The sequence below is a fragment of the Pseudomonas sp. MYb2 genome (genome assembly GCF_002979955.1).
Lineage (GTDB): Bacteria > Pseudomonadota > Gammaproteobacteria > Pseudomonadales > Pseudomonadaceae > Aquipseudomonas.
This window is the reverse complement of the sequence record NZ_PCQC01000002.1, coordinates 430514-454968: the sequence shown is the minus strand read 5'-3', so window position 1 is coordinate 454968 and position 24455 is coordinate 430514. Positions and strand designations below refer to the sequence as shown.

Here is a 24455-nt window from a genome sequence, read left to right as displayed (position 1 = left end):
GTTCACCGTAAACGCCGACAGCGATGCGTTACAGCCCCAATTTGTCGAATTGTGGGTACACCACTGAATCGCGGATATACACGATGATCGTTCCCACGCTCCGCGTGGGAATGCAGCCATGGACGCTCCGCGTCCACTGTGACGCAGAGCGTCACAGGAGGCGTTACCACGCGGAGCGTGGGAACGATCAATCCTCCTGCCAAACACAAATCCCTGTAGGAGTGAGCCTGCTCGCGATAGCGGTGTGTCAGGCAACATTGATGTCGGATGTGCCACCGTCATCGCGAGCAGGCTCACTCCTACAGGGATCTAGGCCAATTTTGGGTTTTTCGGGTAGGCAACTATTGCCGATCACGTAACAACGGTAATCTGGCGCGCACGCCAATTAGCCTCGGGAGCCTCGTCGGTATGGAACTTCACGTCGTGATCAACGGCCGCAAGGATCTTGCCGGTCAGTTGTATCAGCAGTTGCGCGGCGCCATCGAATCCGGGCGTCTGGCCGCTGGCACGCAATTGCCGCCCAGCCGTCTGCTCGCCGAGCAACTGGGCATCTCGCGCAAGACCATTTCCGACACCTACGCGCAACTGACCTACGAAAACTTCCTCACCGGGGTGATCGGCAAAGGCACTTACGTCAACGCGCGCCCGGCGCAGATCCAACGCAAGCAAAGCCACAGCGAACTGGCCAGCGCCGAAGTGATCGAGAGTTGGCGCAATCTGCCGGTGTTTTTGCGCCATCCGACGCTGGAAGGCTCGCTGCGTTATGACTTCATCGGTGGCGCGACCAGCAAGGGCCAGTTCCCGCAGGATGACTGGCGCCGCTGCGTCGCCCATGCGATGCGCCAGATGAGTCAGTCCAAGGGTTTCTACAGTGTCGCCGAAGGCCTGCCGGCGCTGCGCAATGCGATTGCCCGGCACATCGCGTTTTCCCGCGGGATCAACTGTCAGGACGAAGACATCGTCGTGTGCAACGGCGCGCAACAGGCGCTGGACCTGATCACCCGCGTGCTGATCCGCCCGGGCAGTCTGGTAGCGATGGAAGATCCCGGTTATCCGCCGGCACGTCTGCTGTTCGGCACCCATGGCGCCGAGGTGGTCGGGATTCCGGTGGATGCCGAGGGCATTCAGGTCGAGCACATTCCCGATGGCACGCGCCTCATCTATGTCACGCCGTCGCATCAGTTTCCGCTGGGCATGCCGATGAGTCAGGCGCGCCGTGAAGCCTTGCTGGCCCGCGCTCATGAGTTGGGCGCGATTATCATCGAGGACGACTATGACAGCGAGTTTCGCTACGAAGGCCGGCCGACCGATTCGCTGTACAACCTCGATCAGCGCGGCATCGTCGCCTACGTCGGCACGTTCTCGAAAACCCTGCTGCCGGAGTTGCGTCTGGGCTATGCGATTCTGCCGCCGGCGATTCTCGAGGCGGTGATCCGCGCCAAGCAACTCACCGATCTGCACGCCTCGACCCTGCCGCAATGGGCGCTGGCCAAGTTCATCGCCGAGGGCTGCCTGCTCAAGCATATCCGCCGCTGTCATGCGATTTATGCGCAGCGCCGTGAGCGGATTCTCGCGCGCATGGCGGATGATTTGTCGCCATGGCTTGAGGCAGTGCCGGCCAGCGCCGGGTTTCATATGGCGGTGTTCTGCAAGGTGCCGATCGACTTGCCGCTGGTGATCGAACTGGCGAAAAAGGTCGAAGTCGGGCTGTACTCGATCAACGGTTTCTATCATCAGCAACCGGCGAAGAACGGCCTGTATTTCGGCTTCGGCGCCATCGAAACGCTGGACATCGATATCGCTCTGGATCGCCTGCGTGACATCCTCGAACAGCTGTCATGAGCCTTTGGTATAACGCATTTACTGCCGATTGGTTATTGGTGATTCACGACGGCAGGCCTATCCTGCACAGGCGTTATCCCTCAATGAGCAGGATTCGTCCGGCCTGATTCAGGAGTGTGAGCAATGTCCAACGAAGTGATCAATACGGTCCAGGTGCAGGCTGCCGCCGGCCGCTCGGATGAACTGGGCAGGCAACTGCAGAAGATCGTCGAAACCCTGCGCGAGACGCCGGGCTGCGATTCCTACCTGGTCGACCGCTGCCCCGAGGACAGCCACCGCTGGACGGTCAGTGCCCGCTGGCAGTCGGAAGCGGCGATGCAGGCGCATTTCAACCGGCCTGAGGCGCAGGGGTTTATTGACTTGATCGATAGCCGGTTGGCCAATAGCGTGGATTTCAACAGTTTCCCTATCGTCTGATCTGACGCCTTCGCGAGCAGGCTCGCTCCCACAGGGTTATTGGTTGTTCACAAGATAGGTGAGCAACCGCAGAACCTGTGGGAGCGAGCCTGCTCGCGAAAGCGTATTGCGCCACATCGATAACCTTCCTGCCTCCCTCGCCGATTGGTCACCTGATCTTCCCGAATATTGGCCGTTTGAATGCCCCGCCCCGCGGACTACTGTGATCAGCAACACCCCGATTATCACAGGTAACCCGCCATGAAAGCCCTGCCCTTCTTCGCTGCCGCCCTCGCCTTAAGCCTTTGCACCTCGGCCGCCTTCGCTCACGATCCCTCGGAAAAAGTCACCGTCCTCCAAGACCAGATGCTGAAAAACGCCCCCGGCAAAAAAGCCATGATGATCGAGGTCGACTACAAACCCGGCCAGTCCTCCATCGCCCATAAACACGATGGCACGGCGATGGCTTATGTGCTGGAGGGCGAAGTGATTTCCCAGGTGAAGGGCGAACAGGCGATCACCTACAAAAAGGGCCAGTTCTGGTACGAACCGGCCGGCTCCGAGCATCTGGTGTCAAAAAATGCCAGCCAAAGCAAACCTGCGAAGTTGCTGGTGTTCATGGTCTTGGCCCCGGATGAGCAAGTGCTGATCCCGCTGAAAAACTGATGGCTGTTTAACCAACCATAAATAAACGGGCGCAAATCATCGTTTCGCGCCTTTTTATTTCCCGGCGCAATTAACCGCGCCGGGTTACAGCAAATGAAACTATCCAACACGTTTTAACTCAGCAAATTGTCAGGTTGGCGGGTTTAGTCTGAATTAACTGTCGTCGCCGACGGCATTTCCAAACTTTCCGACTGATGTTGTTTCACGGGAGAAACACCATGAAACTTGCGCTCACCAGTGTACTGGCGATATCGGTTTTAGCTCTGTCAGCCTGTTCAGTCCCCACCGCGCCGAAGGCAGTTTCCTCGCTCGACACCTTGCTCCCTCATCCCACCGGCCGCAGCAGCGCCACCCAGGTAAAAAGCGGTCCCGGCGTGTCGTTGGGCGTGGTCTACAGCCCAAGCACCCAGACCAACCGCGAATACCTGCGCGACTACCAGGCCAACGCCGGCACCGGTTTCGGCCAGAGCCTGCTGGTGCAGCCGATCCACGACGCCTACGTCGCCAGCTCGAAACCGGACATGGCGGTGGACTGGGTCAACGCCTCCCTGCAACGTCAGTTTGGCTCAGTGACGGTGTATCCGGACATGCAGAGCCTGCGAGCAGCTAAACCGGATGTGGTGGCGATTGTCGACACTCACAGCCAATTGATCACCTCGCGCAGTTCCGACATCAAAGCCGATGTCAGTGCCGATTTTTATGATACGCAGTTGAACTATATCGGTACGGCGAAAGGTTCAGAGGCGCGAGAGTTGATGCCAGTATGGGCGGACTTCAAGCGGTCAGAAGAGATAGTTGCCGATATTAATCAGCAGCAGGATGTGCAAGTTCGGGCGCTGCAGAAGTTTGACCAGTCGCTCAATAATTTGGTCGCGCGGCCTGCGGACAAAGTGTCGATGCTGGATAGTAAACAAGGTCAGAAGTTGTATTGAATGTAAGGGCCCTTTCGCGAGCAGGCTCGCTCCCACATTTGAAATGCATTCCCCTGTGGGAGCGAGCCTGCTCGCGAAGGGGCCAGACCTAACACTACAAAACCCTCAGACATAAAAAAGCCCCGGCATCTCACGACACCGGGGCTTTTTCATTCAGCGCTTACTTATGCCAGTTCAAGCTCGGCATTCGCAGCAACCGCAGGCACTACCGCCTGCCCGCTCAACGCCAGATCCAGCAGTTCACGGTTGGCCACGGCATACATGGCGTAGTCCGTGCCGCTCGCCGCACGGATTTCCACCAGCATGGCGCGCCAGCGCGAGATCATGCTTTCGTGCTGCGCCATCCACAGCGCCAGGCGTGTTTCCACGTCCTGAGTGCCGTCGCCCTGTTGCAGGACGGAGATGGTGATCGCACGTTGCTGCCAGTCGACATCATCGCGGAACGCTTCACGGGCCAGGGCTTGCCAGTTGTTTTCAACCGGCAGCGCGCTGATCTGTTGCAGGTACCAGGTGATGTCCAGCGCACTGCCGACGGCGAAGTAAGCCTTGGCCACTTCGGCCGGATCCTGGCCAGTCACGTCGGACGCTTCGATGATCGGCAGCAGGGTGTACAGGTGCGAGGTGCCCGCGACCATACGCGCCAGCAATTCCGGTACACCGGCCTCGACGTACGCCTGATAACGCGCCTGCCAGTTTTCACGGATTTCGCCGCTCAGCAGTTCGTCGAGCTTCAGACCCAGCTCTTTCAGGTGTGGACCGAAGTGCGCGGTATCACGGGCAGCGTTCTGCTCGTTGCGGCGGGCACGCAGGAACCAGCGCGTGGCGCGGCGACCCAGACGCATCAGCTCGTCCATCAGCTCCAGCTGCACGTCAGCGCTGACCTGGTAGTCCAGCGCTTCGATCTGACGGAACCAGTGCGGGAGGTGGAAGATGTCGCGCACGATCACGTAAGCACCGGCCACGTTCGCCGGGCTCATGCCGGTCGACTCTTTGAGTCGCTGAACGAAGGTGATGCCCATGTGGTTGACCAGGTCGTTGGCGATCTGGGTGCTGACGATCTCGCGCTTCAGACGGTGACGACGCATGGCTTCGGAGAACTTGCTGACCAGAGACGGCGGGAACGCCGTTTCCATGTCGCGGGTCAGGTAATCGTCGTCCGGTACCAACGAGCCCAACAGCTGCTCTTTGAGGTCGATCTTGCTGTAGGAGATCAGCACCGACAGCTCAGGACGGGTCAGACCGTGGCCTTCAGCAATACGCTCGGCCAGTTGCTCTTCGGTCGGCAGGAACTCGATGGCACGGTCCAGCTTGCCACGGCCTTCCAGATCGCCCATCAGACGCTTGTACTCAGCGATGCGCGCATAAGCGCGGCGCGCCGCCAGGGACAGGGCCTGAGTCTGCTTGTAGTTGTTGCCCAGCACCAGATTGCCGACTTCGTCGGTCATGCTCGCCAGCAACTGGTTGCGTTGCTTGTCGGTCATGTCACCGGCCTGAACCACTTCGTTCAGCAGGATCTTGATGTTTACTTCGTGGTCGGAGCAGTCCACGCCACCGGCGTTGTCGATGAAGTCGGTGTTGGAACCGCCGCCATTCAGACCGAATTCCACACGACCCAGTTGGGTCATGCCGAGGTTACCGCCCTCGCCCACGACTTTGCAGCGCAGCTCGTTGCCGTTGACGCGCAGTGCATCGTTGGCCTTGTCGCCGACATCGGCGTGGCTTTCGGTGCTGGCCTTGACGTAAGTACCGATACCGCCGTTCCACAACAGATCCACCGGTGCCTTGAGCAAGGCGTTCAGCAGTTCGGTCGGGGTCAGCTTGTCAGCCTTGATGTCGAAGCGTTCCTGCATCTGCGGGGAGATCGCGATGCTCTTCGCGCTGCGCGAGAAGATACCGCCGCCTTCGGACATGATGCTGGTGTCGTAGTCGGTCCAGGCCGAACGCGGCAGGTCGAACATGCGCTGACGCTCGACGAAGCTGGTCGCCGGATTCGGGTTCGGGTCGATGAAGATGTGCATGTGGTTGAAGGCAGCGACCAGTTGCAGCTTGTCGGACATCAACAGGCCGTTACCGAACACGTCACCGGCCATGTCGCCGACGCCGACAACAGTGATGCTGTCTTCCTGAACATTGATGCCGCGCTCGCGGAAGTGACGTTGTACGCCAACCCACGCGCCTTTGGCGGTAATGCCCATTTTCTTGTGGTCGTAACCGGCCGAACCACCGGATGCAAACGCGTCACCCAGCCAGAAGCCGTAGTCGATGGCGATGCCGTTGGCGATGTCGGAGAAGGTTGCAGTGCCCTTGTCCGCTGCCACTACCAGGTACGGGTCGTCATCGTCGTGGCGAACCACGTTCAATGGCGGCACCAGCGCGCCGTCTTTCAGGTTGTCGGTGATGTCCAACAGACCGGAAATGAAGATGCGGTAGCAAGCGATGCCCTCGGCCGCGATCTCGTCACGGCTGCCGCCCAGTGGCAGGCGACGCGGCAGGAAGCCGCCCTTCGCGCCGACTGGCACGATGACCGAGTTCTTCACTTGTTGAGCTTTAACCAGGCCGAGGACTTCGGTACGGAAGTCTTCTTCACGGTCGGACCAGCGCAGACCACCACGGGCTACGTTACCGAAGCGCAGGTGCACGCCTTCGACGCGTGGCGAGTAAACGAAGATTTCAAACTTCGGCACTGGCTTCGGCAGTTCAGGGATCGCGTGCGGGTTGAACTTGAAGCTGAAGTACGACTTGTTCTGGCCGTTGGCATCAGTCTGATAGAAGTTGGTCCGCAGCGTGGCTTTGATCAGGTCGAGGTAACGACGCAGGATGCGGTCTTCGTTGAGCACCTGGACGTCGTCCAGTGCGGTCAGAATCGCTTGTTCCAGACGCAGTTGCTTGTCTTCCAGATCGTCGTCGCTGAGTTTGCGCGCCAGATAGAAGCGGGTCTTGAACAACCGGGTCAGCTCGCGAGCAATGTCGGTGTGGTTGTTCAGGGTGCTGGCGATGTAACCCAGATCGAAGCCCAGACGAATCTGCTTCAGGTAACGCGCGTAAGCACGCAGCAGCGCGACGTCGCGCCAAGGCAGGCCGGCGGTCAGTACCAGTCGGTTGAACGCATCGTTTTCGGCGTCGCCACGAACGATGTGGACAAAGGCGTCCTGCAGGGTGTCGTTGAGTTGCTGGATGTCGAGGTCCAGGCCTTCAGCGGCAGTGAACGCGAAGTCGTGAATCCAGAACTCGCGGCCATTGGTGTGACGCAGACGGTACGGGAATTCACCCAGTACGCGCAGGCCGAGGTTTTCCAGAATCGGCAGCACGTCGGACAACGCCAGCGGCGTGTCGGCGTGGTACAGCTTGCAATGCAGCTCGCGCTGGCCGGACACCTGACCGAGCGGCTGATAGAAGCTCATCACCAGCGGATTTTTTTCGTTGAGGCTCAGCAGGTGCTGCATGTCGACCACGGCCGAATGCGCTGCGAAACGCTCGCGGTAGCCGGCCGGGAAGCCTTTCGGGAAGTCGGCCAGCACGTTGGTGCCGTGGGCTTCGCCGAAGCTTTCGACGGTCAGTGCGGCGTAGTCGTCCTGCCAGCTGCGGCAGGCTTGCACGACTTCTTTTTCCAGCAGCACCGGGTCGATGTCGAGACGGTTTTTCGGGTCGACACGCAGGATCAACTGCACGCGCGCCAGCACCGACTCAGAGAAGAACGTCCAGAATTCGCAGTCGGAAGCCTTCAGGCGCTCCATCAGCACTTGCTGAATCTTCTGGCGCACTTCGGTGGAGTAGATGTCGCGCGGCACGTAGGCCAGGCAGTAGCAGAAACGACCGTACGGGTCTTTGCGCAGGAACACGCGGATCTTGTTGCGTTCCTGGATCTGCACGATCGACATCACGGTGGTGAACAGTTCGTCGACCGGGGTCTGGAACAGGTCATCACGCGGCAGCACTTCAAGCACCTGCGCCAGTTCCTTGCCCAGGTGAGCCTTGGACTGGAAGCCGGAGCGGGTTTCGATTTCTTCGACCTTGCGGCGGATGAACGGGATGACCCGCACGCTCTCGCCATACACCGAGGAGGTGTACAGGCCCATGAAGCGGTGTTCCTTGATGACTTTGCCGTCGGCGTCGATTTCACGGATCGATACGTAGTCCGGGTACGCCGGACGGTGAACACGGCTCGGGTGCGCAGCCTTGGCGAACGACAGCAGGGTCGGTTCGCGCAGGTAGGCAACAGCGTAGTCTTCGATGCGCAGGTCTTCGTAGGTCAGGCCGGTGCGCAGCAGTTTGGTCAGGCCGAGGAAGGAGTTCTGGTCGTACTCGATATGGCCGCCATCGGCCTGATCGGTGACCACGAATTCTTCGTAGCCGAGGAAGGTGAAGTGGTTGCCCACCAGCCATTCCAGGAAGCTCTTGATTTCGTTCTTTTCGTCGGCATCGACGGCGAACGCGCTGTTGTCGAGCTTGGTGAGGATTTCCTGCACCTTGGCTTTCATTGGCTCGAAATCGGCGACCGCAACGCGGACTTCACCGAGAACCTGTTCCAGCTCTTTGCTCAGCACATTCAGTTCGGCCGCGTTGGCGCAGCGGTCGATTTCCAGGTACATCAGCGACTCGTGCAGCACGCCTTCGCCAGTGCTGCCTTTTGGCAGGATTTCCAGCAATTCGCCCTTGCTGCCACGACGTACGCTGAGCACGGTGGTTTGCAGGGTATGGATGCTGTAGCCGCGGCGGTTCAGTTCAGTACGGACCGAGTCGACGAGGAATGGCAGGTCATGGTGCAGGACTTCGACCGCGGTGTGGGTCGACTGCCAGCCATGACGCTCGTAATCGGGGTTGTAGACGCGCACTTGCGGTTGCGCGTGATCGAAGCGCTCAAGCAGGCGCCACGCAGAAAGAGTACAGCCAGCGAGGTCGGAGAGGCGACGTTGAGTCAGCTCGTCCAGAGAAATGATGCCGAAGAATTGTTCAGCGAACAGCGCCACTTGTGGCAGTGCCTGTTCACTGATGTGCTGCGCCAGTGCCGCTTGCAGTTGGTGCTGGAAGTCGGCTTTGCTGGCTGCGGTGAAGAACGCCATCTGTGGTACTCCGCTTAAGCTTGTTATTGATGGAAAGCGTCGCGTGCAACACCCCTTTCGGGGCTTGTGTCGCCCTGTTCCTGATTCTCGGGCAGAGGAAACAGGGGGACAGGTGGGTGAAGCTGGACGGGACACTGAGGTCACATTCACCTTCCATTGAATGAGCATCTGCAAAAGCGACTGTCAGCGTCGCCGACAATGCCTTTACGGGTGCTCATCCGTTGCGCAGCTTAAAGGGTGCGACAATGTGTCTGCTTGCGGTGCTGCGACATATTCGGTCATTGGCACGTAAACCGAGGGTTTGACACCGGTAAACACTAGCACTCATGGCGCAAAACGCTGGTCTGAATGCCCGTTTTTACGGTACATGCGTGCCAGAAATGACCATTGACCCACGTCGCGTTCACGACACATCCTCTGACACTCTCACATGCAGAAATTCCCGAGGACTGGCAGAATCGCGCCCATTAGCGACCAACACGCCCCTCGAGGCAGGAATTGACCATGCAAATGACCACCGCCCTACTGATCGTCAACCCGTGCGATGACGAAGAAGACAACATGGCCATGCTCTGCTGCCACAGCGACAAGGGCGACATGTTCCTGATGAGCCGTTATCCGGATGAGGATGAGCTGGAAATCACCCTGGATGGCGAGCCTTCGACTCTCGATGGCGTGAAAGTCACGCTGACTTCGACGCTGCTGAAGATCGAGATCGCGGCGGCGGATGCTGATGCGTTGAATGGGGATGATGTGCTGGAGATCAGCTTTAACCCGGATATGGTGGATATGGATGAGGTGGTCGAGACCTTGACGAATATCCTTGATGGGACTGGCACGTTCATCAACGAAGTTTGATCGCACCCGGACTGGCACCATCGCGAGCAGGCTCACTCCTACAGGTCGGTGTACGACGATCCATTGTAGGAGTGAGCCTGCTCGCGATAGGGCCGGCACAGGCAACCAATCACTCCCTGGCTACAAAAATCCAACAAATCCCCCAGTCATTTCCCGCACTTTGCGCAAAATGCCGTTAGTCGCCACCCCCTGCGATGGATTAAAGTAACGCCCCCAGCCCCGGCGTTATCCGAACGCCTGTGGCCACCCCTTTCCAGGAACAGTCACCGATGGAACATCGTGAAGCGCTGCTGGCGCTGCGAACCTTTCTTTCAACGCAGATTCTCGGCCAGGAAAAACTCATCGAGCGTTTGCTCATCGCCCTGCTCGCCGACGGCCACATGCTGGTCGAAGGCGCGCCGGGTCTGGCCAAGACCAAAGCGATCAAAGAACTCGCCGAGGGCATCGAAGCCCAGTTCCATCGCATTCAGTTCACCCCTGACCTGCTGCCGGCCGACATCACCGGCACCGAGATCTATCGCCCGGAAACCGGCAGTTTCGTGTTCCAGCAAGGGCCGATCTTCCACAACCTGGTGCTGGCGGACGAAATCAACCGTGCGCCGGCCAAGGTGCAATCGGCGCTGCTCGAAGCCATGGCCGAGCGTCAGGTCAGTGTCGGTCGCAGCACCTATGAACTGTCGCCACTGTTTCTGGTGATGGCCACGCAAAACCCGATCGAACAGGAAGGCACCTACCCGCTGCCGGAAGCCCAGCTCGACCGTTTCCTGATGCACGTGAAAATCGGTTTCCCGGACGCTGCCGTCGAACGCCGCATCCTCCAGCAGGCCCGTGGTGAAGCGTTGAACGGCGAAACCAAGCCCGAGCGCCGCGTGAGCCAGCAGGCAATCTTTGCCGCGCGCAAGGAAATCCTTGGTCTGTACATGGCCGATGCCGTGGAGGAATACCTCGTGCAACTGGTCATGGCCACCCGTACGCCGGCCAAGTTCGACCCGGAAATGGCCGAGTGGATCGCCTATGGCGCCAGCCCGCGCGGTTCCATCGCCCTCGACCGCTGCGCCCGTGCCCACGCCTGGCTGGCCGGTCGCGACTTCGTCAGCCCGGAAGACATTCAGGCGGTGCTGTTCGACGTGTTGCGTCACCGCATCATTCTGTCGTTTGAAGCCGAAGCCGCCGGCATCGATCAGGATCGGGTGGTGCAGCGGATTCTCGACGTCGTAGCCGTCGCTTGACCCCCATGAACGCCCCCCTGCCGTCCGAACCGGGCATCCGCGTCAGCCTCGCCGAGCTGATCGAGATGCGTCATCGGGTGCGCGAAGTGCAATTGTTTTCCACGCCAAGTCAGCGCAGCCCGCTGATCGGCCTGCATCACTCGAAATTCCGTGGTCGCGGCGTCGACTTCGATCAGGTGCGGGTCTATCAGGCCGGCGACGACGTGCGCACCATCGACTGGCGCGTGACGGCGCGCACGCAAGAGCCGCACACCAAACTGTTCCATGAAGAACGCGAACGGCCGATTTTCATCATGGTCGAGCAAAGCACGCGGCTGTTTTTCGGTTCCGGGCTGATGTTCAAATCGGTACTGGCGGCGCAAGCGGCGGCGCTGATCGGCTGGGCCGCGCTGGGCCACAACGATCGGGTCGGCGGACTGGTATTCGGTGACAACGAGCATTACGAAATCAAGCCACGACGCAGCAAGCAAAGCCTGCTGCAACTGCTCAACCGTCTGGTGAAGGTCAATCAGTCGCTGCACACCGAGCGTGAGCCGGATCGCGATGCCTTTGGCGTGGCCCTGCGCCGCGCCCGCGAAGTGCTGCGCCCCGGCAGCCTGGCCATTGTGATCTGTGACGAACGCGCGTTGTCCGACAGCGCCGAGCAACAGCTGAGCCTGCTGGCGCGCCATTGCGATCTGCTGATGCTGCCCATCTCTGATCCGCTGGATCATGCCCTCCCCGCTGCCGGCCTGCTGAGGTTTGCCGAGCGCGGCGCACAACTGGAACTCGACACGCTGAATTTCGACCTGCGCCAGACTTATCGCGCCCAGGCCGAAGCACGCATCGCCCGCTGGGAACTGCTCGCGCAAAAACTGCGGGTGTTGCTGATGCCGCTGAGCACGCAAAGCGAAATGGTCGAGCAGATGCGCGAATTCCTCAATCCGCAGCGTCCGGGGAAAGGTCGATGAACGGCCTCGAACAACTGCAACCGCTGATCTCGCCGCCACCCATTGCCTTCTGGCCACCGGCGCCGGGCTGGTGGCTGCTGCTTCTGTTGCTGCCGCTGCTGGGTTTCGCCGTATGGCGCCTGCGCCGTTTCATTCCCATGAAGAAACGCCCGATCGTACGCGCCGAACAGCCGCTCGACCCGGTGCGCATCGCCGCCCTCGCCGAACTCGCGCAAATGCCCAAGCCCTACGACGGCGCCCCGGCCGGTGCCTGGTTGCAACAACTCAATGGCCTGCTCAAACGCCTGTGCCGCAACCACTACCCGTACAGCCAGAGCCACACCCTCAACGGGCGTAAATGGCTGGCGTTCCTTGATAATCGCTGCCCAGCGGCGGGCCTGACGCGCTGGATGGTGCTGGTCGAAGGCGCGTACAAACCGGAATGCAAACTCGACGACAAGGCCATCGCCGGCCTGACGCAAGCAGTCGACACGTGGATTCGCAAACATGTTTGAGTTCGCCTGGCCGTGGATCTTTGCGCTGTTGCCGCTGCCGTGGTTGATGCGCCTTGTGCTGCCGGTGGCCGACAGCGGCGAACCGGCGCTGAAAGTCAGCTTTCTGTCCGACCTCGAAGGCCTCGCCCGCCGTCGCGCCCGGGCTAATCTGCCGGCGTGGCGTCAACAGGCGCCGTTCATGCTGTTGTGGCTGTTGCTGCTGACTGCCGCCGCTCGCCCGCAATGGCTCGGCGAGCCGTTGCCGATTGCCGCCAGTGGCCGCGATCTGCTGGTGGCGGTGGACGTGTCCGGCTCCATGGATTTCCCCGATATGCAGTGGCAGGACGAAGAAGTCAGTCGCCTGACACTGGTGCAACATCTGCTCGGCGATTTCCTTGAAAGCCGCGACGGCGACCGCGTCGGTTTGATCCTGTTCGGCAGCCAAGCGTACCTGCAAGCGCCATTGACCTTCGACCGCCACACCGTGCGCGTCTGGCTCGACGAAGCGCGGATCGGCATTGCCGGCAAGAACACCGCCATCGGCGATGCCATCGGTCTGGCCCTGAAACGCCTGCGCATGCGCCCGGCGCAAAGCCGCGTGCTGATTCTGGTGACTGACGGCGCCAACAATGGCGGTGAAATCGATCCATTGACCGCAGCCAGATTAGCCGCCAGCGAAGGCGTGAAAATCTATCCGATCGGCATCGGCGCCAATCCGGAAGACAGCGGTTCGACCGGTCTGCTCGGCGTCAATCCGAGCCTGGACCTCGACGAACCTGCGCTCAAGGCCATCGCCGAAGTCACCGGTGGCCAATACTTCCGTGCGCACGACGGCAAAGAACTGCAAGCGATCAAGGACACCCTCGACCAGCTCGAACCGGTGACCCAGCAACCGACTCAGGCACGCCCGGCTCAGGCGTTGTATCACTGGCCTCTGGCACTGGCGCTGTGGTTGAGCCTGCTGCTGGTCGCCCGCGAATTGTGGCCGGATAACCCGCTGCAACGCCTGTTCAGCAAGGAGCTGTATCTGCAAAGTCCGCTGCCTGACTGGCGCGAGCGTCTCAAGCGCCTGCGTCTGCGGAGGCGCCGATGATCGCGCTCTGGCCGCACTGGTTCCGTCCTTGGTGGCTGTTGCTGCTGCCGCTGCTCGGCTGGCTGATCTGGCAGCTCTGGCATCGGCAGAAACGCGCCGGGCGCTGGCAGATGATTCTGCCGCCGGCGTTCCACGCCACTTTGCTCAGCGGCGGCAACGGACGCGACAGCAAACTGCCGTGGATCGCCCTCGGCGTGGCTTGGTTGCTGACCGTTCTGGCGCTGCTCGGGCCGAGCTGGGAGCGCGTTGAACAGACCAGTCAGAAACCTGCCGATCCCTTGGTGGTGGTGCTCGAACTGACCCCGGAAATGCTCGCCACCGATTCGCCGCCGACGCGACTGGAACAGGCGCGGCGCAAGCTGTTCGACCTGTTGCAGGCGCGCAGCGATGCGCAGACCGCCATCGTCGTTTACGCCGGCAGCGCGCACACGCTGGTGCCGTTGTCGGATGACCTGGCGACCAGTCGCAACCTGCTTGATGCGCTCAAGCCATCGCTGATGCCGCAGAGCGGTCATCGCGCCGATCTGGCGGTGAGCAAAGCGCTGGCCTTGTTGAAGCAAGGCGCACTGGGTCAGGGGCGGATTCTGTTGATCGGCTCGTCACTTGATGAACAGGAACGCCAAGGCATTCGTCGTGCGCTCAGTGGTGAATCCGCACAATTGTTGATGCTTGGCGTCGGCACCGCTGAAGGTGCGCCGATTGCTCAAGAGGACGGCAGCTTCCTTAAAGACGAGCAAGGCGCAATCCGTGTGCCGCAGCTCGACAGCCCCGGCCTGAGCGCCTTCCTCAACAGTGTCGGCGGCGACTACCACCCGGCACGACTGGACGAAGCCGACCTCGGCGCCCTCGGCCTGCTCAATGGCCCGCGCAGCTTGCGAGACGATGGCCAGACCGTGCGCCTGGACACTTGGGCCGATCAGGGTTACTGGCTGCTGCTGCCACTATTGTTGCTCGCTGCGTGCGCTGGGCGTCGCGGCTGGTTGTTCTGCCTGCCGCTGCTGCTGTGCCTGCCACAGCCGAGCTACGCTTTCGACTTCGAAGATTTGTGGCTGCGCCCGGACCAACAGGGCCTGCATTTGCTCAAGCAAAAGCGCCCGGCCGAAGCCGCGCAGCATTTCGACGATCATCAGTGGCAAGGGGTGGCGTTGTACGAGGCTGGCGACTACAGTGGCGCCGCCCAGCGCTTTGCCGAGGGCAGCGACGCCCGCGCCCACTACAATCGTGGCAACGCGTTGGCGAAAAGCGGTGAGCTGGAAGCAGCCATCGATGCCTACGAGCAGGCGCTGGAACTGCAACCGGATCTGCGCCCGGCACAGACCAACAAGGCCCTGGTGGAGAACCTGCTGAAGCAGAAAAACACCCCGCCGCCCGTTGAGCCGGAACAGAAACCGACCGAGCAAAGTCTGCCCGGCGATGAACCGCCACCCGCTACCGCGCCGCCGCCTGCGGTGAAAAGCGAAACCCAGGGCGACACGCAGCCCGCCGAACCGGCCAGCGAACCACCGCCGACCACGCCGCCGCAACCGGGCCCCAATGAGATTCCGGGCAGCGACGAGGAAGAAGAAACCGACACCGCGCCCACCCTGCGCCCCACCGAGGACAACCTCGAAGGCGAACAACGCCAGGCACTGGAGCAATGGCTGGGCAAGATCCCGGATGACCCGGGCGAACTGCTGCGACGCAAATTCTGGTACGAACAGCAACAACATCAGGATCAGGAAAACACTCGATGACCCGTTTCACCGCTCTCTTGCTGCCCTTGCTGATCTGCACGGCCACCGCCCAGGCGACCGAGTTGACCGCCAGCGTGGATCGCAGTCGCCTGAACTCCGGCGAGACGGTCGAACTCACGCTCGAAACCAGCGACGTCACCCAGTTCGGCAAACCTGACCTGACCCCGCTGGAGCCGCTGTTCGAAGTGCGTGGCACGCGCCAGGTCAACCAGTTGAACACGCTTAATGGCGACAACCGCGCGACCACCCGCTGGATCATCACGCTGTTGCCGAAAGAGAACGGCAGCGTGGTGATTCCGCCGTTGCAGATGGGCGATGTGCAGAGCCAGCCAATCACCGTGCAAGTGGTTGAAAGCGCTACCCGCGAAGACAACAACGGCCTCGATCCGGTGTTCATCGAAGCCAGTCTCGATCAGTCCAGCGTCTATGTGCAGGCCCAGGCGATCCTGACGTTGCGCATCTACCATTCGGTGTCGCTGTACGACGACAGCAGCCTGACCCCGTTGCAGATCGCCGATGCGCGCATCGAGCAACTGGGCGATACGCGAACGTACGAGAAAGACATCAACGGCGTGCGCCACGGCGTGATCGAAATGCGTTATGCAATCTACCCGCAGCACAGCGGCTTGCTGACCATTGCCCCGCAAACGTTCAGCGCCACGCTGGTCGATCCTCAACCGTCCCCGGACGTCAGCGCACAAGGGCCGAAGCCGGGCAAACTGATGCGTGTCAGTTCTGCCGACATCCCGTTGACGGTCAAACCCAAACCCCTGACCTACCCCGTCGATGCGCCATGGCTGCCCGCGCGCAGTCTGACGTTGAGCGAAAGCTGGAATCCGGAACCGGAGCACACGCAGGTGGGCGACTCGCTGACCCGCAGCCTGACCCTGAAAGTCGAAGGTCTCGCCAGTTCGCAACTGCCAGTGCTGCCCGCCACCGACGTCAACGGTTTGCGCCGCTACCCCGATCAACCGGTGCTGAGCAATCAAAGCACCGACCGCGGCCTGGTCGGCACTCGCGAAGAACGCGAAGCGCTGGTGCCCAGCCGTAGCGGCGCAATCGACCTGCCGACGGTCGACGTGGTGTGGTGGAACACCTTCGAAGATCACCTGGAACACAGCAGCTTGCCCGCACGCACCCTGCAAGTGGCGAACAACCCGAGCCTGCAGGTCGATACGCCGGCCGGTACGCTGCAACCGAGTGTCGTCGATAACGATGTGTTGTGGTGGTGGAAGCTCAGCACGCTGATTCTCGCCTGCACCACCCTGCTCGGCTTCGGCCTCTGGTGGCGCGCGCGCTGGCAACCGGCGGTACATCGCGCCGCCCAAACCGGCCCGAGCCCGCGCACCTTGATGGATGACATCAAGCGCGCGAGCCAGGCCAACGATCCGCAAGCAACGCGGCAGGCGCTGGATGCGTGGGCGCGTCAACAGCCGGAAACCCTGGCGGACATGGCGGCGCGGTTTGTGCCCTTGTCGGACGCCCTCGACGGGCTCAACGGCGCGCTTTACAGCGAAACCGGCCAGCATTGGCAAGGTGAAGATTTGTGGCGAGCGATCCGCACGATTCCGACCGCTGAGCGCGTACACGACCCAGTGGGCGACAGTGGCCTGCCACCGCTTTATCCGAAGTAAAAGATCAAAAGATCGCAGGCTTTGGCAACTTCTACACATATCTCTGTAGGAGCTGCCGAAGGCTGCGATCTTTTGATTTTGCTAAAGATCAAAAAAGACCAAAGGCAATCGGCGGCACGCAGATTGATGCGCAGGTTTAAAGTTTACCTGTCATTTCCAGAGGACAGACGATTACATTCTTATGAATAATCCAACCAGTCATTTGAATTAACCGAACGCCCCTTTTCACAAAAATCCTCATATCGCTCTCTGTATCTATCTAGAGAAGCAGCTGCAACATCTATGCAAATATATCCACGCCCTCTCTCCTCAACAGACAGAGACACGGGATCTATTTTGGTCGGAGAGTCGCCTACCACGATTCCCGACAATTTCGACCTGTGAAATATAAAGCTCTTCCCTCCACCGAGTGGAAGAACCAGCTCTGCAACTGCAAATATTATCTCCGGCCTTGAAATCTCGTAGCGATCACCCTCCTCATAGTTTTCGCAGTAGTTCTCCGGAACGAGGAACAATCTATGATTTATAATTACCAGCCACCCTTGCAAGTCAACACAAGCGCCAACTTTCATTACCACTCCCCAATCAAAGTAGCGTCACATAGCATTAGCCAACGCTTTTTCTATTCAAGCGCTGTCTTTTGACTCACCGTAGCTCTTGAGAAAGAAACACATTGCGCACGGTGTCCATGTCCGACCGAATGGCTTTCAGTTCTTCGTCATCGGCCCCGGCTTCGGCCAGACTCTCAACGCTGCACTGCCCGTACGTATCGATCAAAATACCCAACATATCAACCGCGTAGGGGCTGTCTTTCGATAACTTCAGGCCTCGCCGGAGACCTTCCATATAAATCGCCGTCTGCAGGATTGCATTGGGGCCAGGTGCGTCTTTGCGCATCAGGCGCTCCAGTTCATCCTGAGCATAGGCAAACGCTTGCTCGGGACGAAACCCGAGCTCATCCATCGCGTGAGAATAAAGCCCTTTGACCATCCCTCTGGCCTGATTGAACAAGCTTTCAACGCGCATTTCTCTTCTACTCCGGTTCAACCAGCGGCGATTCGCACCAGCGAAAACGATATCAATATAGTGGCGCGATGGTAGGCAGCGGATATCAGGCCGTCAATTTTTGCAATCGACGTGATACGCGCGTCCTCCTCCCGGACAAGCCCTCCCAGCGCAATAATCTGTAAACTCTCCCCTTTTCGCCGCGCGCTCCATCCGTGGCCATCAACTCATTCTGTAGCGGAGTCCACCTTGCGTCTGTTCCACACCTCCGACTGGCACCTTGGGCAAAACCTGCACGGCCAGGAGCGCGATTTCGAGCATGCGTGCTTCCTCGAATGGCTGCTGCGCCAACTGCAACTGGCGCAGCCGGATGTGCTGCTGATCGCCGGTGACATTTTCGACACGGTCAATCCGCCGGTCAAAGCGCAGGAACGCCTTTACGACTTCATCGTCAGCGCTCACGAACAGCAACCGCTGCTGACCATCGTGATGATTGCCGGCAACCACGATTCCGGCTCGCGTATCGAGCTGCCGGCGCCGTTGATGCGCCGTTTGCGCACGCACGCGCTGGGCCGGGTGTTGTGGCTGGACGATGGCCAGCTCGATGCCGAACGTCTACTGCTGCCGCTGCCCAATGCACAAGGCGAGATTGCCGCGTGGTGCCTGGCGCTGCCGTTCCTGCGCCCGGCGGAAGTGACGGGCGCGCATTTGGGCGACAACTATCTGCGTGGCATCGGTCAGGTGCATGAATGGCTGATCGAAGCGGCCAACGCCAAGCGCAAACCCGGCCAGGCGCTGATTGCCATCAGCCACGCGCACATGGCCGGCGGCTCGGTATCGGAAGACTCCGAGCGCAGTCTGATCATCGGTAATGCCGAAGCCCTGCCCGCCAGTCTCTTCGGGCCAAGCATCAGCTATGTCGCCCTCGGCCATTTGCACAAGCCGCAGAAGGTCAACGGTGAAGAACGCATTCGCTACAGCGGTTCGCCGATTCCGTTGTCGTTCTCTGAGATCGGCTATCAGCATCAGATTCTCGATATCAGCCTCGATGGCGAAACCCTGGTCAGCGTCGAACCGAAACTGATCCCGCGTTCGGTCAATCTGCAACGTATCGGCCCGGCACCGCTGGCCGAGATCCTGCTGCAACTGGCAGACCTGCCGAACGTCGATCTGCTTGCCGAAACCCAGCGTCAGCCGTGGCTGGAAGTGCGGGTGATCCTCGACGAGCCGCAGCCAGACCTGCGCCATCAAGTGGAAAATGCCCTGCAAGGCAAAGCCGTGCGGCTGGTGCGCATTGCCGCCGAATACGCCGGTAAACGTGGCGCTGACGGCGAGGAGGAAGGCACCACACTGATCGAACTCGACCAACTGACGCCGCAGGAACTGTTCAGCCGCGCCTGGCTCGACAACTACGGCAACGAGGTCGATGAGCAAACGCTGAAGGACTTCGCCGAACTGCTGCAAGACGTACAACTGGAGGGTGAGCAGCCATGAAGATTCTCGCCATTCGCTTGAAGAACCTCGCCTCGCTGGCCGGTCCGTTCGAAATTGATTTCACCGCTGAACCGTTGGCCAGCGCTGGGCTGTTTGCGATTACCGGCCCGACCGGCGCCGGCAAAAGTACCCTGCTCGATGCTTTGTGTCTGGCGCTGTTCGGTGCCGTGCCGCGCCTGAACAACACCGGGCGTGACGCCAAAGTCCCCGATGCCGACGGCGAAATCGCCACCGGTGACCCGCGCACCCTGTTGCGGCGCGGCACCGGTGAAGGCTATGCCGAAGTGGATTTTGTCGGTGTCGATGGCCGACGCTATCGGGCGCGCTGGGAAGCCAATCGTGCGCGTGAGAAGGCAGGCGGCAAGCTGCAAGCCAGTCGTCAGAGCCTGCGCGACATCGATCAGGATCAACTGCTCGCCAGCCAGAAAGGCGAATACAAAACCCAGCTGGAAGCGGCACTGGGTCTGAACTTCGAACAGTTCACCCGCGCCGTGCTGCTGGCGCAGAGCGAGTTCAGCGCGTTCCTCAAAGCGGACGACAACGATCGCAGCGAACTGCTGGAGAAACTCACCGACACCGCGCTGTATACCCGCCTCGGCCGTCGCGCCTTCGACAAGACCAAAGAGGCTCGCGAAGCGCACAAGTTGCTGCAGGATCAAGCCACCGGCGTCACCCCGTTGCCACCCGAGGCGCGAGCGGAACTGGATGAGCGCTTCAACGCCGCGCAGCAACAACTGAAGTTGCAGCAGGCGCAGCTCAAACAACTTGAGCAACAGCACGGCTGGCTCAAGGATTTGCGCGTATTGCAGGACGCGCAACAGGCCGCCACCGAGCAACTGCACAGTGCACGGCAGCAATCGGACAGTCTGGCCGGCGAGCGGGTGAAACTGACACGACTCGAACAGCTCGGCCCGCAGCGGCACCAGTTCGCGCGGAAAACCGAGCTCGATGCGCTGCTGACGCCACTGGCTGCGCAAATAGCCGCGCACACGCAGCAACACACAGAACTGACTGAGCGCCAGACGCAACTTGAACAAGCCCTCGAAGCGGCAAAAGTCACTCTGAGCCAAGCGCAGCAACGGCAAGGGGAGAACGCGCCGCTGTTGCGTCAGGCCTTTGAAGAGCAAAGCACCCTCGCCCGCCTGAGCAAGGATGTGGCGGCTGCCGCTGAAGCCCGAGACAGTGCACAAACCGGCTGCGCCGAAGGCCAGAAGGCCATACAGGTTTTGCAGGAACAACAGACTCAGGTCGGCGAACGTCTGCAACGCATCGCCGCTGAGCTTGAGCAAAGTGCCCATCTGGCGCCGTTGAGCGACGCGTGGAATGCCTACCGTGATCGTCTGCAACAACTGATGCTGATCGGCAATCGCCTGAACAAGGGTCAGGCCGAGCTGGCGAGCCTGGAAGATAACGCCGCCCGTAGCGCCGATACATTGAGCACGCAGAAACAGCAACTGGAAGTGTTGTTCAAAGAAGCCGGCGCCGAACCCGACGCCGTCGCCGAACAGATCGGCCTCCTCGGCACGCTGCTGCAGGACAACCGCAAACAACTGCGCGCCTTTGAAGACTTGTCACGCCTGTGGGCCACGCAACAGGATCTGGACAAGCGCAGCAGCGAACTGCAACAGCGTCAGCTCAGCGCCCAGCAGGAGCGCGAACGCCTGACCCAGGACGGGGTGAAAAGCAAAGCCGAACTGACCGTCGCCGAACAAACCCTCAACGTCACCCGCGAGCTGCTTGAGCGCCAGCGGCTGGCGCGCAGTGCCAGTGTCGAAGAGTTGCGCGCACAGTTGCAGGATGATCAGCCGTGCCCGGTGTGTGGCAGCAATGAGCATCCGTATCACCAGCCGGAAGCACTGCTGCAAAGCCTTGGTCGTCACGATGAAAGCGAACAGGCCAACGCGCAGCAAGTGGTCGATCAGCTCAAGGAAAAACTCAGCGAATTGCGGGCCGACGTGGGGGCGGTCATTGCTCAGCAGAAAGAGCTGCTGCAACAGCAGGAACAACTGACGACTCAGCAGCAAGCACTCGCGCCAAGCCTCGACGCGCATCCGCTGGCCGCGCAGTTGTTCAATCAGGACGCCGACAAGCGCGATGCCTGGCTGATCCGGCAACATGAGCAACTGAACCAGAGCATCGCTCAGGACGAACAACGCCAGAGCGCCCTGCTCACCCTGCAACAGGATGCCGCGCGTCTGACCCAGCAATTGCGTCAGGCCGAAACGGCGCATCAGCAGGCCGCGCAACAGCTGAGCAACCAGCAACGCGAACTGAGCAGCGACCACCAGCGCCTTGACGAAGAACTGACGGCATTCGCCACCCTGCTCCCGGCCGACACCCTTGAAGCCCTGCGCCAGGAACCGGCGGCTACCTTCATGCAGCTCGACCGGCAGATCGCCGAACGCCTGGCGCAAGTCGATCAGCAAAAGGAAGAATTGAGCGAGCAGCAACAACGCCAGCAGACCCTGGAAAAAGAACAGGATCGTCAGCAGACCCGAGTCGTGCAAGCGCAGACGGCGCAGCAGCAGTTCACCGCGTTGGCCGATCAGCAGCAAATCTGCCAGCAGAAACTCACGCAATTGCTTGGCGAGCACAGCAGCGCCGAACAGTGGCAGCAGCAGCTTGAGCAGCGGGTGGAACAGGCACGCAACGCAGAAGCCAACACCGCGCAGGAGCTGCAAAGCGTGCGCACGCAACTTGTGCAGATCGCCGCTGAACTCAAGGCGCAGCAAGAACGCTTGCAGGCGCTGGAAAGCGAAGAACAGGATCTGGCGAGCAAGATTGCCGACTGGCGTGCGCGTCACCCCGAGCTGGATGACGGAGGCCTCGAAGACTTGCTGCGGGTCGATGACACGCAACTCGGCGAACTGCGTCAACGCTTGCAACAGAACGAAAAAGCCATCGAGCAGGCCACGGTCCTGTTGCAGGAGCGTGAGCGGTTATTGCTCGACCATCAGGCACAAAGCAACGGCAATCTCGACGCCGAACAACTCGCTACAGCTCTGGCTGACCTGCAAAACCAATTCACTGTCAGCGAACAGCAGTGCGCCGAACTGCGCGCCGAGCAAGTCGAGGATCAACGTCGGCAGAACGCCAATCAGGCACTGGCCCAGCAAATCGCCGACGCCTACGCCGAGTATCAACGCTGGGCGCGGCTGAGTGCCTTGATCGGTTCCGCGACTGGCGACACTTTCCGCAAGATTGCCCAGGCCTACAACCTCGACCTGTTGGTGCATCACGCCAACGTGCAACTGCGCCAACTGGTCAAACGCTATCGCCTCAAGCGCGGCGGCAGCATGCTTGGCCTGCTGGTGATGGACACGGAAATGGGTGACGAACTGCGCTCGGTGCATTCGTTGTCCGGCGGCGAAACCTTTCTGGTGTCGCTGGCGCTGGCCTTGGGCTTGGCATCGATGGCCTCGAGCACGCTGAAAATCGAATCGCTGTTTATCGATGAAGGCTTCGGCAGCCTCGATCCGGAGTCGTTGCAACTGGCGATGGATGCGCTCGATGGCTTGCAGGCCCAGGGTCGAAAAGTCGCAGTGATTTCCCACGTGCAGGAAATGCACGAACGGATTCCCGTGCAGATTCAGGTGCAGCGTCAGGGCAACGGTTTGAGCACACTGGAGGTGAAATGAACACGTTGTATTCCTTCCGCCGCTGCCCGTATGCGATGCGGGCGCGGATGGCCCTGCGCTATTCGGGCGTGCCGGTGGACATCGTTGAAGTCAGCCTCAAGGCCAAACCGGCGGAGATGCTGGCGATCTCGCCCAAAGGTACGGTGCCGGTGCTGGATGCCGGTGGGCGGGTGATCGATGAGAGCCTGGAGATCATGCACTGGGCACTGGCGCAGAATGATCCGCAGGACTGGTTGCTTGATGGCGATTCACGGATTGCCGAGCTGATCGAAGCCAATGATCAGGGATTCAAGGTGCATCTCAATCGCTACAAGTATGCCGAGCGTTATCCGGAGCAACCGATGGAGTTTTATCGGGCTGAGGGCGCGGTGTATTTGCAGCGGTTGGAGGGGTTGCTGCAGGATCGCGATTATTTGCTGGCGGATCATCCGAGTCTGGCGGATATCGCCCTGCTGCCGTTTGTTCGGCAGTTTGCGCATGTCGATCGTGAGTGGTTTGCGCAGACGCCTTATGTTCGCTTACAAGCCTGGTTGCAGCGTTTCCTCGAATCCGACCTCTTCACCTCGATCATGAAGAAATAACCCTTACCTTCCTGCGTTGATCGTTCCCACGCTCTGCGTGGGAATACCTCAAGGGACGCCCTGCGTTCCAATCGGACGCGGAGCGTCCGGGGCTGCATTCCCACGCGGAGCGTGGGAACGATCAGTCAAGCGCTTTACGCCAGCGCGTTGCACATGCCGAGTGCCATGCAATCCACTTCGAAGGGGCCGAGGAAATTGGCGGCGGCCTTCACCGGTGGATTCCCCGCCATCAGCCCCAGCGTATTCGCCCGTTCAATGTTGTGCGCGATGTTGTGGTTGGCCTCTATGGCCCGGGCCAGTGCGCCTACCGAGCCTTGGCCGATACCCAATAATGAAGCGCCGTTGGTGAAGAACGCCAAACCGGCAACTACCCAAAGTCTGTAGCCTTTCATGCGCCGCCGACTCCCGCGAGTTCAGCCCGGTCGACCATCACGCTCTGCGAGCGGACTTCGAACTGGATGCCGGGGTGGGCGACGTCGATCGGTGCGTCGAACGTGTGTTCCATCTGCGAGGCGATGCTGACGACCAGCACCACGGCCAGGTACAGACCGATGGCCAGGTAGGCGCCGCGTTTGGCTGAAGTGATAATTGCGCTGGCCATGGTGTTCTCCCGTGGGCATGTTTCGATGTCCACAGAATCAATCAAAAAAGCCGGGGTAACCACTCAGGGTTTGCCATAGTGAACATCAGCTTCGTTGATTATTTAGCCAGTCTATCTGCGTGTTTGAAAAACCCTATGACGCTGATCAACCTGCGCAAAAACGTAGGAGCTGCCGAAGGCTGCGATCTTTTGATTTTGCTTTTGCCGATCGTTCCCACGCTCTGCGTGGGAATGTAGCCCGTGACGCTCCGCGTCACTGGACGCAGAGCG

General features: G+C 60.4%; 20 protein-coding genes. 15 read left to right on the top strand and 5 right to left on the bottom strand.

The genetic code is table 11. The features are described from left to right. The first annotated feature begins 408 nt into the window (after window positions 1-408). The 4 genes from CQ009_RS05005 (at window position 409) to CQ009_RS04990 (ending at window position 3836) form a co-directional block, all read left to right on the top strand. A complete protein-coding gene (locus tag CQ009_RS05005) occupies window positions 409-1842 on the top strand; it encodes a PLP-dependent aminotransferase family protein (RefSeq protein WP_105705057.1) in 1434 nt (477 codons plus the stop codon). A gap of 123 nt (window positions 1843-1965) precedes the next feature. Beyond that, complete coding sequence (locus CQ009_RS05000) at window positions 1966-2259, top strand: putative quinol monooxygenase (RefSeq protein WP_016984406.1); 294 nt, start codon at window positions 1966-1968, stop codon at window positions 2257-2259. A gap of 240 nt (window positions 2260-2499) precedes the next feature. Continuing rightward, window positions 2500-2904: a cupin domain-containing protein gene (locus CQ009_RS04995; protein ID WP_105705056.1), complete on the top strand. Its 405-nt coding sequence runs from the start codon at window positions 2500-2502 to the stop codon at window positions 2902-2904. A gap of 218 nt (window positions 2905-3122) precedes the next feature. Next, entirely contained in the window at window positions 3123-3836 is a 714-nt protein-coding gene (locus tag CQ009_RS04990; protein WP_105705055.1) for an ATPase, read from the top strand. A gap of 164 nt (window positions 3837-4000) precedes the next feature. On the opposite strand, the gene CQ009_RS04985 is transcribed toward CQ009_RS04990, so the two are convergent. Beyond that, window positions 4001-8896, bottom strand: coding sequence for an NAD-glutamate dehydrogenase (locus tag CQ009_RS04985; protein WP_105705054.1), 4896 nt, complete (start codon window positions 8894-8896; stop codon window positions 4001-4003). Window positions 8897-9400: 504 nt separating this feature from the next. On the opposite strand from CQ009_RS04985, the gene CQ009_RS04980 reads away from it, so the two are divergent. From CQ009_RS04980 to CQ009_RS04950, 7 genes are all read left to right on the top strand, one after another. Beyond that, window positions 9401-9754, top strand: coding sequence for a hypothetical protein (locus tag CQ009_RS04980; RefSeq protein ID WP_064119835.1), 354 nt, complete (start codon window positions 9401-9403; stop codon window positions 9752-9754). 269 nt (window positions 9755-10023) lie between these two features. Then, on the top strand, window positions 10024-10983 hold the full coding sequence (locus CQ009_RS04975) for a MoxR family ATPase (protein ID WP_003218556.1): 960 nt from the start codon (window positions 10024-10026) through the stop codon (window positions 10981-10983). A 5-nt stretch (window positions 10984-10988) separates the two neighbouring features. Continuing rightward, entirely contained in the window at window positions 10989-11933 is a 945-nt protein-coding gene (locus CQ009_RS04970; protein WP_008088002.1) for a DUF58 domain-containing protein, read from the top strand. Beyond that, window positions 11930-12427: a DUF4381 domain-containing protein gene (locus CQ009_RS04965; protein WP_095050116.1), complete on the top strand. Its 498-nt coding sequence runs from the start codon at window positions 11930-11932 to the stop codon at window positions 12425-12427. Before CQ009_RS04970 ends, CQ009_RS04965 begins: the two co-directional genes overlap by 4 nt. Beyond that, window positions 12420-13499 carry a VWA domain-containing protein gene (locus tag CQ009_RS04960; protein WP_105705053.1) on the top strand — a complete coding sequence of 360 codons (1080 nt, stop codon included), beginning with the start codon at window positions 12420-12422 and terminating at the stop codon, window positions 13497-13499. Before CQ009_RS04965 ends, CQ009_RS04960 begins: the two co-directional genes overlap by 8 nt. Beyond that, window positions 13496-15232, top strand: coding sequence for a tetratricopeptide repeat protein (locus tag CQ009_RS04955; RefSeq protein WP_105705052.1), 1737 nt, complete (start codon window positions 13496-13498; stop codon window positions 15230-15232). Before CQ009_RS04960 ends, CQ009_RS04955 begins: the two co-directional genes overlap by 4 nt. Next, window positions 15229-16866, top strand: a complete 1638-nt coding sequence (locus CQ009_RS04950) for a BatD family protein (RefSeq protein ID WP_105705051.1) — start codon at window positions 15229-15231, stop codon at window positions 16864-16866. The genes CQ009_RS04955 and CQ009_RS04950 overlap by 4 nt, the downstream gene beginning before the upstream one ends. Window positions 16867-17045: 179 nt before the next feature. On the opposite strand, the gene CQ009_RS29755 is transcribed toward CQ009_RS04950, so the two are convergent. Further along, window positions 17046-17438, bottom strand: a complete 393-nt coding sequence (locus CQ009_RS29755; protein WP_146117523.1) for a hypothetical protein — start codon at window positions 17436-17438, stop codon at window positions 17046-17048. A 73-nt stretch (window positions 17439-17511) separates the two neighbouring features. After that, the gene (locus CQ009_RS04945) at window positions 17512-17892 is read right to left on the bottom strand and encodes a hypothetical protein (RefSeq protein WP_064392959.1); all 381 of its coding nucleotides are present in this window, start codon (window positions 17890-17892) and stop codon (window positions 17512-17514) included. 228 nt (window positions 17893-18120) lie between these two features. Between CQ009_RS04945 and CQ009_RS04940 the strand changes: the two genes are divergently transcribed. From CQ009_RS04940 to CQ009_RS04930, 3 genes are read left to right on the top strand one after another with little or no spacing between them, the layout of a single operon-like run. After that, the gene (locus CQ009_RS04940) at window positions 18121-19365 is read left to right on the top strand and encodes an exonuclease SbcCD subunit D C-terminal domain-containing protein (RefSeq protein WP_105705050.1); all 1245 of its coding nucleotides are present in this window, start codon (window positions 18121-18123) and stop codon (window positions 19363-19365) included. Next, complete coding sequence (locus tag CQ009_RS04935) at window positions 19362-23003, top strand: AAA family ATPase (RefSeq protein WP_105705049.1); 3642 nt, start codon at window positions 19362-19364, stop codon at window positions 23001-23003. The genes CQ009_RS04940 and CQ009_RS04935 overlap by 4 nt, the downstream gene beginning before the upstream one ends. Then, on the top strand, window positions 23000-23584 hold the full coding sequence (locus CQ009_RS04930) for a glutathione S-transferase (RefSeq protein ID WP_105705048.1): 585 nt from the start codon (window positions 23000-23002) through the stop codon (window positions 23582-23584). Before CQ009_RS04935 ends, CQ009_RS04930 begins: the two co-directional genes overlap by 4 nt. Before the next feature lie 134 nt (window positions 23585-23718). On the opposite strand, the gene CQ009_RS04925 is transcribed toward CQ009_RS04930, so the two are convergent. Together CQ009_RS04925 and CQ009_RS04920 are read right to left on the bottom strand one after the other, a co-directional pair. Beyond that, complete coding sequence (locus tag CQ009_RS04925) at window positions 23719-23976, bottom strand: hypothetical protein (RefSeq protein WP_105705047.1); 258 nt, start codon at window positions 23974-23976, stop codon at window positions 23719-23721. Next, the gene (locus CQ009_RS04920) at window positions 23973-24185 is read right to left on the bottom strand and encodes a hypothetical protein (RefSeq protein ID WP_064392964.1); all 213 of its coding nucleotides are present in this window, start codon (window positions 24183-24185) and stop codon (window positions 23973-23975) included. Before CQ009_RS04920 ends, CQ009_RS04925 begins: the two co-directional genes overlap by 4 nt. A gap of 78 nt (window positions 24186-24263) precedes the next feature. On the opposite strand from CQ009_RS04920, the gene CQ009_RS29930 reads away from it, so the two are divergent. Next, window positions 24264-24422, top strand: a complete 159-nt coding sequence (locus CQ009_RS29930; RefSeq protein ID WP_158262982.1) for a hypothetical protein — start codon at window positions 24264-24266, stop codon at window positions 24420-24422. Window positions 24423-24455 lie beyond the last annotated feature (33 nt).

Coding starts and splice junctions, on each gene's coding strand:
- CQ009_RS05005 (WP_105705057.1), top strand. CDS start 409: ATGGAACTTCACGTCGTGATCAACGGCCGCAAGGATCTTGCCGGTCAG.
- CQ009_RS05000 (WP_016984406.1), top strand. CDS start 1,966: ATGTCCAACGAAGTGATCAATACGGTCCAGGTGCAGGCTGCCGCCGGC.
- CQ009_RS04995 (WP_105705056.1), top strand. CDS start 2,500: ATGAAAGCCCTGCCCTTCTTCGCTGCCGCCCTCGCCTTAAGCCTTTGC.
- CQ009_RS04990 (WP_105705055.1), top strand. CDS start 3,123: ATGAAACTTGCGCTCACCAGTGTACTGGCGATATCGGTTTTAGCTCTG.
- CQ009_RS04985 (WP_105705054.1), bottom strand. CDS start 8,896: ATGGCGTTCTTCACCGCAGCCAGCAAAGCCGACTTCCAGCACCAACTG.
- CQ009_RS04980 (WP_064119835.1), top strand. CDS start 9,401: ATGCAAATGACCACCGCCCTACTGATCGTCAACCCGTGCGATGACGAA.
- CQ009_RS04975 (WP_003218556.1), top strand. CDS start 10,024: ATGGAACATCGTGAAGCGCTGCTGGCGCTGCGAACCTTTCTTTCAACG.
- CQ009_RS04970 (WP_008088002.1), top strand. CDS start 10,989: ATGAACGCCCCCCTGCCGTCCGAACCGGGCATCCGCGTCAGCCTCGCC.
- CQ009_RS04965 (WP_095050116.1), top strand. CDS start 11,930: ATGAACGGCCTCGAACAACTGCAACCGCTGATCTCGCCGCCACCCATT.
- CQ009_RS04960 (WP_105705053.1), top strand. CDS start 12,420: ATGTTTGAGTTCGCCTGGCCGTGGATCTTTGCGCTGTTGCCGCTGCCG.
- CQ009_RS04955 (WP_105705052.1), top strand. CDS start 13,496: ATGATCGCGCTCTGGCCGCACTGGTTCCGTCCTTGGTGGCTGTTGCTG.
- CQ009_RS04950 (WP_105705051.1), top strand. CDS start 15,229: ATGACCCGTTTCACCGCTCTCTTGCTGCCCTTGCTGATCTGCACGGCC.
- CQ009_RS29755 (WP_146117523.1), bottom strand. CDS start 17,438: ATGAAAGTTGGCGCTTGTGTTGACTTGCAAGGGTGGCTGGTAATTATA.
- CQ009_RS04945 (WP_064392959.1), bottom strand. CDS start 17,892: ATGCGCGTTGAAAGCTTGTTCAATCAGGCCAGAGGGATGGTCAAAGGG.
- CQ009_RS04935 (WP_105705049.1), top strand. CDS start 19,362: ATGAAGATTCTCGCCATTCGCTTGAAGAACCTCGCCTCGCTGGCCGGT.
- CQ009_RS04930 (WP_105705048.1), top strand. CDS start 23,000: ATGAACACGTTGTATTCCTTCCGCCGCTGCCCGTATGCGATGCGGGCG.
- CQ009_RS04925 (WP_105705047.1), bottom strand. CDS start 23,976: ATGAAAGGCTACAGACTTTGGGTAGTTGCCGGTTTGGCGTTCTTCACC.
- CQ009_RS04920 (WP_064392964.1), bottom strand. CDS start 24,185: ATGGCCAGCGCAATTATCACTTCAGCCAAACGCGGCGCCTACCTGGCC.